Annotated in this window: 6 protein-coding genes and 1 pseudogene; 2 read left to right on the forward strand and 5 right to left on the reverse strand. The window is 69.4% G+C overall.

Annotation, left to right across the window (positions count from 1 at the left end):
* Positions 1-1,308 (forward strand): annotated as a pseudogene (locus O3Q52_RS37770) (hypothetical protein); the annotation flags it as partial.
* A gap of 64 nt (positions 1,309-1,372) precedes the next feature.
* The gene (locus O3Q52_RS37775) at positions 1,373-2,062 is read left to right on the forward strand and encodes a TetR/AcrR family transcriptional regulator (RefSeq protein ID WP_269653116.1); all 690 of its coding nucleotides are present in this window, start codon (positions 1,373-1,375) and stop codon (positions 2,060-2,062) included.
* Positions 2,063-2,161: 99 nt separating this feature from the next.
* Here O3Q52_RS37775 and O3Q52_RS37780 read toward each other — a convergent pair whose 3' ends face one another.
* The 5 genes from O3Q52_RS37780 to O3Q52_RS37800 form a co-directional block, all read right to left on the reverse strand.
* Positions 2,162-2,518, reverse strand: a complete 357-nt coding sequence (locus O3Q52_RS37780; RefSeq protein ID WP_269653117.1) for a 5-carboxymethyl-2-hydroxymuconate Delta-isomerase — start codon at positions 2,516-2,518, stop codon at positions 2,162-2,164.
* Positions 2,519-2,545: 27 nt separating this feature from the next.
* Positions 2,546-4,171 (reverse strand): fused response regulator/phosphatase, encoded by a 1,626-nt coding sequence (locus O3Q52_RS37785; RefSeq protein WP_269653118.1) that lies wholly within the window; start codon positions 4,169-4,171, stop codon positions 2,546-2,548.
* Between the two features lie 72 nt (positions 4,172-4,243).
* Entirely contained in the window at positions 4,244-9,703 is a 5,460-nt protein-coding gene (gene pulA / locus O3Q52_RS37790; RefSeq protein WP_269653119.1) for a pullulanase-type alpha-1,6-glucosidase, read from the reverse strand.
* Between the two features lie 187 nt (positions 9,704-9,890).
* Positions 9,891-11,273, reverse strand: a complete 1,383-nt coding sequence (locus tag O3Q52_RS37795) for an alpha-amylase family protein (RefSeq protein WP_269653120.1) — start codon at positions 11,271-11,273, stop codon at positions 9,891-9,893.
* Between the two features lie 163 nt (positions 11,274-11,436).
* Positions 11,437-11,630: hypothetical protein (locus O3Q52_RS37800; protein ID WP_269653121.1), on the reverse strand; the 194-nt coding region annotated here is incomplete at its 5' end.

The raw sequence follows: 11,630 nt of genomic DNA on the forward strand, positions 1-11,630 counted from the left end.
CCGCCACCGCCACCGCCGAGCATCCCGGCGGCGCCTGACGTGAGCCCTGTCATCGCGGTGTGCGGGGCGCTGCTCGGGCTGCCCGGCGACGGCTGGGGCCCGGACGGCGCGGCCGCCCCCTCGTACGCGCAGAACCCCTCGGCCCAGGCCGCCCTGGATCCCGGCAAGCTGACGCTCGTCCCGGCCGCCGCGTGGCAGACGTCCACGCGCACCGACTTCTCCGTGTGGCCCGCGCGAGGCACCCTCACCGGCGACAAGGCTCTGCTGCGCCGCGCGCTCGCCGTCTGGGCGCGCCCCGGCGAGTCCGTGCAGGTCTCGGCCACCCCCGGTACCCCGGCGGGCGCCCCGCCGGGACCGCCCCAGCTGCTGTACGCGGGCGAGGTCGACCAGAGCCGGGTCGTGCTGCTCTACGACGGACTGCGCATCGCGCGCTACGCCGAGGCGAAGGACGGCACGCAGGGCGCCGCCCTGGACTTCGCCCGGGTCGACGGCGCCACGGGTGCCGAGGCGAACGCGGTGGTCCTCGGCCGCGCCGACGGCAACGTCCGCTATCTGACGGCACCGTGGGTACGTACGGCCGTGGTGCGCGACCTGCTGAAGTCGGCGGCCGGCGCATCAGGCACTTCCGACTCCTCCGGGGCCTCCGGCGGGACGCGTCTCGGCCGGTCGGCGGACGGGGTGACCGAGCCGTTCGCCAGCCCCGCTCTGCAGACCGGCGAGTGCCGCTCGTGGAACGCGCTGGAGCTCACGGACCGTTCGGGCACGCGGCTGACGACCGACCTCGGTGAGCTGACCCCGGCCCGTCTCACCTCGGGCCGCCCCGGGGAGCCCCGCGAGGCGTCGGCGGCGACCTGGGCCCCGCTCGCCTGTTCCCTGGCGTCCGTCCGCGGCCAGGGCGTACGCGCGGTGAACGCCTGGCAGTACGCCCGGCAGCCGCTGCCCGATGCCGGCGGCACCGCGAACTGGCTGTGCACCCGCGCGGACACCTGGCGCGGCGGCGGGACTCGGGTGCTGGCCCAGTTCCACGCCCAGCGCCAGCCGTACGGCGCGGTCGTGGCGAAGGCTGAGAACGTGGCCGCCTGCGGCGCGAAGGACTCCCACGTCCTGGCGGGCGTGCTGTGGAAGTCCGGTACGGGTGACTGGTATCTGCTCGCCGCCGGAAGCAAGGACACCGAGTCGATCCGCGCGACGGGTGGGGTCGACGGATCCACCGAGGGCAATCTTCTTGCCGTACGGGCCGAACAGGGCGCGCAGGCAGGCCTGAAGGGGACCCTGGCCGACGGGAGGTCGATCGGCGGCCTGCGGTGACGGGGGTGAACACCTGGGCGGCTCCGGCCCGTTCGCGGCCGGATCCGATCGGTAAGGTGTTCGCATGACTACCGGGGTACGCCGCAGGATGGGTGTCGAGGAGCGGCGGCAGCAGTTGATCGGCGTCGCCCTCGACCTGTTCAGCCGACGCTCGCCCGACGACGTCTCCATCGACGAGATAGCGGCCGCCGCAGGCATCTCGCGCCCGCTGGTCTACCACTACTTCCCCGGCAAACTCAGCCTGTACGAAGCCGCGTTGAAGCGCGCCTCGGACGATCTGGCGGAACGTTTCATCGAACCTCAGGAAGGCCCGCTGGGCGCGCGGCTGCTGCGGGTCATGCGACGGTACTTCGACTTCGTCGACCAGCACGGGCCCGGCTTCTCCGCCCTGATGCGCGGCGGCCCCTCGGTCGGCTCGACCAACACGAACGCCCTCATCGACGGCGTACGGCAGGCCGCGTATCTCCAGATTCTGGCGCATCTGCAGATCGAGCGGCCGCCCGCCCGTCTCGAACTGGTCGTCCGCTCCTGGATCTCCCTGGCCGAGTCGACCGCCCTCATCTGGCTGGACGGCCGCCGGATCCCCCGCGCCGAGCTGGAGGCCCAACTCGTCCACGACTTCGCGGCCCTCGCCGCCGTCAGCGCCGCCTACGACCCCGAAATGGCCGACCTCCTACGCCACATGCTCGCGAACGAACCGGCAGAGGGCCCGTTCACGGACTTGATAGGCCGCTTGGTGTCACTGGCGTCGTAGGCGGGGGCGGCGCCCCTTCAGGGGCGCGCCCCTCAGGGTCTCGGGGAACTGCGCGACAAGCCCCCACCGCCCCGCAGGCACAAACGAACCGGCCGGACGTCAGTCCACGAACTTCTGGTAAGACGCATCGAGGTCCCGCACCTCAGCGGACGCATGCAACGCCACACCGTCAACCGGCTTCACATGCGCCCGCAGAACCTCAAGCGTCCGCTCGGTCAACAGGAGCTTCGTCTCGTCGGACCGCCCGGCCAGCAGCGCGAGCGTGACATGGACGAGCCCATGCCCGGCCGTCTCCGCCCCCACGACAACATCCTCCGCGGGCCGGAACCGCGTCTTGCACGCCTCGATCTTCGCGGCAGCCGTCTCCACCACCACTGCGTGCAGCGCGACAGCGAACCCCTGCCGGTCGAACGCGTCGGAGAGGGACGTCGAGTAGTCAACGGTGATCTGCGGCACGGGCACTCCTGTTCGAGGTCGACAGGCTCACCCTAACCGGAGGGCAAGCATCGCGATGTCGTCGTCCGGGGCCCCGCCGAACCGCTCCAGAAGGGTGTCGCACAGGGCGGACACCCCGGGCGGCGCCTCGGCCGCGGCCGTGCGGAGCTCCTCCATGGACACCGCCAGGTCGATGCCACGGGTCTCGATGAGACCGTCGGTGACCATGAGGAGCCGGTCCGTTGGGTCGAGGAACAGCTCGACGGGCGGCTGCCGCGGCAATCCGAGGCCGAGGCCGAGCAGCGGTCCGGCGGCCTTGGCGTACTCCGCGTTGCCCGAGTCGCGGACGATCAGCGGCGGGATGTGGCCCGCGTTGGCGATCCGGGTGCGCCCGGTGGCCGGGTCGACGTGGACCAGGCAGACGGTGGCCGTGACCTCGGGGTGGTAGCGCTGCAGCATGCGGTCGAGCCGGTCGGCGAGCACCGCGGGATCGGATTCCTCGACGCAGTGGGCGCGCAGGGCATGACGCATCTCGACCATGACGGTGGCCGCCTCCAGCGAGTGCCCGACGACGTCCCCGACCGCGGTGAGCACCCCGTCGTCGGTGCGCAGTGCGGCGTAGAAGTCGCCGCCGATCTCGGTCTGCCGGGACGCGGGCACATAGCGCACCACGACGTCGACGCCGGGCAGGTCGGGCAGCCGGTGCGGCTGGGGCAGGAAGCTGTGCTGGAGCGTGAGCGCGACATGGCGCTCGACCTGGTACATGAGCAGGGGTTCGGCGGCGAGCGCGGTGGCCTGGGCGAGGCGGCCGACGAGCTCCGCGTCGTCGGGTTCGCCGACCCGGGGCACGCGCAGGAGCGTCGCGAAGCACACCGGTGCCCTGCCGTCCTGGGTCAGGGTGAGCACGAGGCGGGCGTCGTCCCGGGCGCCGGGCCGGAAGAAGCCCATGGGCCACATGTGCGCGGGCACGACGGTACGGAACACCCCGGTGCGCCCCTTGCTGATCTGGTTGATCAGCCGGACGACGGCCTCCTGCGCGTGGCTGTCCGGCACGGCGAAGGCGCTGCGGCCCTTGGAGGTGCTGTAGTACAGCTCGCCGTCCGGGCCGAGGACGAAGACGACGGCCGGGCCGCCGGTGAGCCGGGCGGCGCCCTCGGCGGACGCGTCGGCGAGTTCGGTGAGGTTGCGCGCGCCCTGGACGGTGACGATGATCCCGGACAGCAGGGTCAGCCGGCGTACGAGCGTCTCGGCGCCGAACCGCATCCGGGCGGCGCGCACCGCGGCCCGTACGACGGCCTGGATCTCCTCGGGTTCGGCGGGCACCGTCAGATACGCCTCGGCGCCCGTGTCCAGGCCCTCGCAGCGGTCGGCGGGTGCCACGGCCGCGGCGGAGAAGTGGACGATGGGCAGCGTGGACATGGGCGGCTGCGCCTTGAGCCGGCGGCACAGTTCGAAGCCGCTCATGTCCGGCAGGCCGACGTCGATGAGGGCCACGTCGGGCAGGGATCCCGCGCGCAGCCGTACGTCGAGTTCGGCGAGCGCCTCGTCGGCGGTGGCGACGGGCACGACACGGTGACCGGCCCGGCGGAGCACCGCCCCTATGGCGTAGCGGCTGGCCGGCACGTCGTCGACGATCAGCACGGTCGTGCGTGTCCTGTTGGCGTTGCCGTCCATCTGCGCGGCCCCCGAGGCACGGTGGTGGGGCGGAACAGGGTTGGGGTTCCGCCCCACCAAATTAATGCCTTGTCAGGCGGTCCGGGTGAATACGGCCACGCTCCGCCCCGGAACGGCGAAACTGCCCGATTCCGGATCGTACGAAGAGGACTTGACGGTGGAGTCCGCGCCCGTCCGCTGCACCGGGTGCAGGGTGTACGCCGTCCCGGCCAGGGAGGCGATCCGCTGCTCCTGCTTCTCGGGGGTCGCGTTGAACACCACGACGAGATCGCCGAGTTCCATGGTGATCACCCCGGGTGTCTCGTCCTTGCCGGACAGCGGGAAGGACAGTTTCGACTGCACCTGCTCGGTGGTGCCGAGCCCGAAGACGCTCTCGCTCGTACGGATCCTCAGCAGGTCCTGGTACGCGGCGGAGGCGCCCTCGATCTGCGGGCAGCCCACCTTGAGGCCGGCGGACGTCAACAGGGGCTTGGCGTAAGACCACTTGGACTCGTTGTCGGCGGCCATCGGCAGACCGCGCCCGAAGCCGTTGCCGTCCCGGCAGTCCCAGCGGATCGCGTTGAACCAGTCTCCGCTGTCGTACGAGTTGCGGTCGAGCGACTTGGAACGCAGCAGGTCGGAGCCCGCCTGGGACAGTGCCGGGCCCTGTGAGAGCGAGGCCGTGGCCATCGCGAGGACCTGCATCCGGGCCCGGTCTGCGGCCGAGGTGCCCTTGGGCAGCTTGAACGCGAGCGCGTCGAACAGCGACTCGTTGTCGTGCGCGTCCACGTACGCGAGGGCGTCCCCTGGCGCGTCCGCGTATCCGGCGGGCGCCCCGTTGTAGTCGATCTCGGAGCCCTTGACCTCCTTGCCTGCGGTGTCGGTGAAGGTGTACTTGGCGAGGTTGCCGGAGAGCCCCACCTTGATCAGGTCCTGGTAGTGCAGGAGGCGGGCCTTCTGCTCGGCCGAAGTGCCGTTGCCGTCCGATGAGTTGGGGTCGGTGTAGAGGCCGGAGGCGAAGCCCTGGACGCCCGGGTCCTCGTCGAACGGGCCGCCGCCGCGCACGGCGTCACGGGCCCGGTCGGAGAAGGTGGCAATGCCGGTTCCGGCCATGTTCTTCTGGGTGGCCTGGACGAAACGGGCGTCGTCCGCGATCTCGCCGAAGTTCCAGCCCTCCCCGTAGAGGATGATCTTCTTCCCGTCGACGCCGTCCTTCGCGAGGGTGAGTGCGTCGAGGGCCTTCCTGACCGCCAGGATGTTGGCCTTCGGGTGGTGGCCCATCAGGTCGAAGCGGAAGCCGTCGACCTTGTACTCCTTGGCCCAGGTGACGATCGAGTCGACCACCAGCTTGCCCATCATGGCGTTCTCGGGCGCCGTGTTGGCGCAGCAGGTGGAGGTGGCGACGCTGCCGTCGGCGAGGAGCCGCTGGTAGTAGCCGGGGACCACCTTGTCGAGCACGCTCGTGCCGGCCTGACCGCTGGCGGTGGTGTGGTTGTAGACCACGTCCATGACGACCCGCAGACCGTCCTCGTTCAGCGACTTGACCATCTTCCGGAACTCGACCGTGCGGTCCGTCCCGTCGGGATCGGTGGCGTACGAGCCCTCCGGCACCGTGTAGTGGTACGGGTCGTAGCCCCAGTTGTACGCGTCCTTCGCGGCGACCTTCGCCACGCACTCCTGCTGCTTCTCGGAGTCGGCGGCGTAGGAGGGGAGGTCGCAGGCGGTCGTCGCCTGGTCCGCCTTCTTCTCCGGGATGGTGGCGATGTCGAAGGCGGGCAGGAGATGGACGTACGAAGTCCCGGACTTCGCCAGCTTCTTGAGGTGCTTGGAGCCCGCGCTGTCCTTGTCGGTGAAGGCGAGGTAGGTGCCCTTGTCCTTCGCCGGGACCGTCTTGTCGTCGACGGAGAAGTCCCGGATGTGCAGCTCCTGGATCTGCGCGTCCTTCAGCGGGACGGCCTTGGGCTTGCGCAGGCCCGACCAGCCGCTCGGGGCAAGGGACTTGGCGCCCAGGTCGACGACGAGACTGCGCTCTGAGTTCGCGGTGAGGGCGACCGAGTAGGGGTCGGTGACCTTGTTGGTGACAACCTCGCGGACGCTGGGCGCCCACACCTTCACTACGTACCGATAGGCCTTGTTCTGCCAGGACTTGGGGCCGGACACGGACCAGACGCCGGTGGCGTCGTCCCGCTTCATCGGCACGGTCTTGGCGGACGCTCCCCTGTCGCCGATCTCCAGCTTCACGTCCTGCGCGGTGGGCGCCCAGACGGAGAGCGTCGGGCGTCCCTTGTCGAAGGTCGGCCCGAGGTCCGCCTTCGTGGCGCCGCCGTACAGGTCGTCGAGCACGCCCGCGATCTGTACGCCCGTTGCCGCCAACACGGCTCCGTTCGCGGCTCGTTGGGAGGCGACGAGCTGGCCGCGCGGCGCTTCGCGCACCCGGTCGCGGTCGCGCGGGTCGACGGACCAGGCCTGGTAGTCCTTGAGGTGCGGGAACTTCACCTTCTGGGCGTCGGTGAGCGTGGCCTTGTCGAGCCGCAGCCAACGCTCGTCGTCGCTGGTCAGTGTGCCGTCCTCGACCTTGATGGAGCCGTCGCGCGAGTACAGCAACTGGGTCGACGCGGCGGCCTCGTTGCCGTTCCAGGCGACCGTGTTCCGGTCGATCCAGACCGCCTTGGAGGTGGTGAGGTCGAGCGCGGCTGCGCTGCCCGCGGGCTGCGGCAGGAGGTACTTCTCCTGGCCGCTCAACAGCCACACCTCATGGCCGTTCGCCGTGAGGTCGAGCGACTGGTCGGTGGGCAGGTCCTTCTCGTCGCCCTTGTGGATGATGTAACTGAGGCTGGTGGCACCCTCGGTGAGCGGCACCTCGAAGACAGCGCCATACGTGTCAGTCTTCACCGGCTCCAGGGGCTTCGACCAGTCCGTGGGGTCCGCGGCGCCGGTCCAGGTGTGGAGTCCCCAGCCGTCGTAGTTCCCGTCGGCGCGCTGGTAGTGCAGTACGGCCTTGGTCCTGTCCGGCGCCGGGTAGTCGGCGGCCGGCCTCTCGGTCCGTACGGCCTCCTTGCCCTGCTCGATCCAGATCTCGCCGGTCTTGGTGACGTCGATCGTGCGGTCGGCGGAGACGTCCTTGTTGCCGTCCTTGTCGATGACGAGGAAGCCCACGTTCGACGCGCCCGGCTTCAGCTTCACGTAGGCGAAGGCCCCGTACGCGTCCCGGCCGATGAAGTCGTGCCCCTCCGGCCAGGTGGTCGCCTCGCCGTCGGCGAGGTCGCCCCAGGCGTACAGCCGCCAGTCCGCGTAGTCGCCGGCCTCGCGCTTGTAGTGGACGACCGCGTAATCGCGCGAGGAGGCGCTCGGGACCTCCTCGGCGGGCGGGGTGCCGGTGGTGGAGGCGGCCGTCGTGCTCGCCGTACGGCCGACGGAGTCGATCACAACGGCCTTGTAGCGCAAGGCGGTTCCGGCCGGTACGCCCTTGCCGACGACCTGGGTGACCTTGTACGGGGCGTGGTCGGCGGAGCCGAGCGTCTGCCACTTGCCGTTGCCGACCTGGGCGGCGAAGACGACTCGGTTGAGCTGTCCGCCGTCCACATCCGCGGAGATCTCAACCGTGCCGGTGGCTCCCTCGGCGGGGGCCTTCAGGGTGAGGGTCGGCTTGGTCGCGGGCGGTGCGAGCCTGCCCGCGGCCTTGAACACGACGGAGGAACCGGCCGGGACGGTGACGGTGACCTTCTTGTCCGGGCCGCTTTTGAGGGACTCGCCTCCGTCGCCCGTACCGCCGTCCGTGCCGTAGATCCCGCGGAACGTCATGCCCGCCGAGCCGGTCGCGAAGGTCGCCTCCTTCGCCTTGTCGGCGTTGTTCACGGCGACGACGTACTCGATGCCGGTCTTCGCGTCCGTGCGGGAGAAGGCGTAGACGCCGGCGCCGTCGGCCGCGTACCGCTCCGTCTGGACGCCGTCCGCGAGGGCCGGGTTGGCCTTGCGGAGCTTCGCGAGAGCACTGATCTGCTTGTAGAGCGGTGCACTCGTGTCGTACGCGTCCTCGGCGTGCGTGCGGTCCGTGCCCAGCTCGTCGTCGTCCAGGTAGTCGGCCGTCTTCGAGGCGAACATGGTCTGGCGGGCGTCCTTGTCGCCGCCCGCGCCGGTGAAGCCCTGCTCGTCGCCGTAGTAGACGACCGGGTTGCCGCGGCCGAGGAACATCAGCTCGTTGGCGAGCCTGTCCTTCTTCACCAGCTCGGCGTCGGACGCGTTCGGGTTGTCCTGCTTGAGGAAGGTGCCGATGCGGCCCATGTCGTGGTTGCCGAGGAAGGTGACCTGCTCGTACGCGTTGGCCTTGTCGGTCGTGTACTTGTAGTCGTCCCCGAAGACCGAGGCGAGCCGCTTCGCGCTGCCGCCCTGGGAGGCGTACGCCCGTGCCGCGTCCTGGAAGGGGAAGTCCAGCGTGGAGTCCAGGCGGCCCTCGGTGACGTACGGCGAAGTGATCGACGTGTCCGCCGAGTACACCTCGCCGAACATGAAGAAGTCGTCACGCCCCTGCTGAGCGGCGTACTTGTCGAGGGCAGTGGCCCACTGGGTCCAGAACTCCGTGTTGACGTGCTTCACGGTGTCGATCCGGAAGCCGTCGATGTCGTAGTCCCTGACCCACCGCTGGTAGATCTTCTCCATCCCGCTGACGACCTCGGGACGCTCGGTCCACAGGTCGTCGAGGCCGGAGAAGTCGCCGTACGTGGAGTTCTCTCCGGCGAAGGTCGAGTCGCCGCGGTTGTGGTACATCGACGTGTCGTTGAGCCACGACGGGACCTTGACGTTCTTCTTCGCGGCGGGCACGACGGGCGTACGCGGGAAGGAGCCGGTCCCGACGGACGGGAAGTCCCTGGTCCCGTCCGCGTAGTCGGCGTCGTCGAACGGCTCGCCGTCCTTCGTCAGATAGGGGAAGGCGCCCTTGGAGAGGTACGAGTAGGACTTCTCCTTGTAGTCGACGACGTCGGCCGTGTGGTTGGTGATGACGTCGAAGAAGACCTTCATGCCCTTGTCGTGGGCCTTGTCGATCAGCCGCTCAAGGTCCGCGTTCGTACCGAAGTGCGGGTCCACCTGCGTGAAGTCGGTGATCCAATACCCGTGGTAGCCGGCCGAGGCGTCCTTGCCGGTGCCCTGCACGGGCTGGTTCTTGAAGATCGGCGCCATCCAGATGGCGGTGGTGCCGAGGTCCTTGATGTAGTCGAGCTTCTTCGTCAGGCCCTTGAGGTCGCCGCCCTGGTAGAAGCCCTTGTCGGTGGGGTCGTACCCGGTGTCGAGGCGGGACCCGGTGAGGCCGCCCTTGTCGTTCGACGTGTCGCCGTTGGCGAAACGGTCCGGCAGGACGAAGTAGAACTGCTCACGGGTGAGGTCGTTGCGGGCGGGCGTCTTGGCCAGCGCCGCGTCGGACGGGGGTGCGGGCGGGGCCGCGGCGCGCGCGGCCAGGGGCTGGACGAGCGCTGCCGCGAGAGCGGCCACGGCAACGGCCGCGATCCGTCTGAGCTGCGCGGTACGGCGCACCCTGGGCGCCGGCCATCTTGGTATCACAGGCCTGAACTCCTTGCGGTTACGGATCCGCGTGACCGTATCGCCGCTGAAACACTTTCAGCAAGAGTCTTGCAAAGGGTGGAAAGAAGTTTCAGCGACTGTCCGGGTCGGTAGCGGTCACAGACAAAAGACTGCGCAGTTCCCCGCGCCCCTAAAAGGGGGCGCGGGGAACTGCGCACCTCGGCTGTCAGCAGCTGGACTTGCCCGAATACACCGCGAGCGCCGTGTTCGCGCCCAGCGTCGCCGTGAGCTGGCCCGAACTGTTCACCGTCACCGTCGTGTTGGCCTGCACGTTGCAGTACGTGCCCGCCGCGAGCGAGGTCTGGTAGGTGCGGGTCAGTGAGCTCGACTCGTGATTGATGGCCACGAAGCCCTTGCTGCCGCGGCCGAAGGCGATGGCGTCGCCCCCGTTGTCCCACCAGTTGGTGACGGACTCGCCCCGGGTGGTGTTGCGGAAGGCGACCATGGACTGGATCTCGGGCCAGGCGTGCTGGCACTTCCAGCCGTCCTGCCAACAGGCGTTGACCGTACCGCCGTTGGGCGGACCGGCGTCCGTGGAGGAGAACTCGTAGCCGGAGTTGATGTCGGGCGCGCCGTACGGGTACGCCAGCATGAAGACGTTGGCCAGGGTGTAGTTGGCGTTGTCCTTGTAGCTGAGCGTGGAGCCGTTGCGCTCGGTGTCGTGGTTGTCGACGAAGACGCCCGAGACGCCGCTGCTCATGTAGCCCCAGCCCTCGCCGTAGTTCTTCAGGTAGGCGAGGTTCTCGTTGTTGAAGACCCGCTTGAGGTCGAACGCGTACCGGAACTCCTGGACGTCGCCCGTGCCGGTGTACTCGGTCGGCTGGACGGCCTCGCCGGCGCCATAGATGGCCTCCTGCTTCCAGTACACGGACGAGTTGCTCAGCCTGCCCTTGATGTTGGCGAGGTCGGCGGCCGGGATGTGCTTGGCCGCGTCGATGCGGAAGCCGTCGACACCGAGGGAGAGCAGGTCGTTCATGTACGTCGCGATGGCCCCGCGGACGTACTCCTCGCCGGTGTCCAGGTCGGCGAGCCCCACGAGTTCGCAGTTCTGGACGTTGCCGCGATCCTGGTAGTTGCTGATCTGCGAGGTGCAGTTGTCGAAGTCGGGCGAGGAGTACAGGCCCGGGTAGTCGTACTTCGTGTAGGACGAGCCGCCCGTACCGGTGCCGCTGCCCGCCGACATGTGGTTGATCACCGTGTCGGCGACGACCTTCACGCCCGCCGCGTGGCAGGTGCTGACCATGTTCTGGAAGGCCGTACGGTCGCCGAGCCGTCCCGCGATCTTGTAGCTGACCGGCTGGTACGAGGTCCACCACTGCGAGCCCTGTATGTGCTCGGCGGGCGGCGAGACCTGGACGTATCCGTAACCGGCGGGGCCCAGTCGGTTGGTGCACTCCTTGGCGACCGAGGCGAAGTTCCACTCGAAGAGGACGGCGGTGACGTCCTTGGTGCCGGGCGGGGAGGCGTACGCGCTGCCCGCGGTGCTCGCGGGGACGACGAACGCGGCCGCGGCGAGGGCGAGCGCGCCGGACAGAGCTCTCTTGGCCATGTGGGGGTCCTTCTCCATTGAAGGGGTGGGCCGTTGAAGGTTCTTGCTGCAAGATTCAACAGCCGTGCGGTGCGCCAGATAGTAGAAGCCCGCCTCCCGAAGCGGAAGGCGGGCTTCTGAAAATTCCGGAAAGTTCTTGCAGAACCCCCGAGTTGATGAACGGTCAGTCAGCGATCCACCACGCTGTGGTGTCGGCAGGCAGCTTCGCCTCGCCGTCGTCCGTCACGGTGACCTCGCCGCTCGCGAGCAGCACCCGCCCGTGCGCCGGGACGCTCGCCGCCTCGCCGCCGGCGTTGTAGCCGCTGACGGTGATACTGCGGAACCAGAGCTGGTTGGTGTCCACTTGGTGGCCCCAGT

The organism is Streptomyces sp. ActVer (assembly GCF_027270795.1).
Taxonomy (GTDB): Bacteria; Actinomycetota; Actinomycetes; order Streptomycetales; family Streptomycetaceae; genus Streptomyces; species Streptomyces umbrinus_A.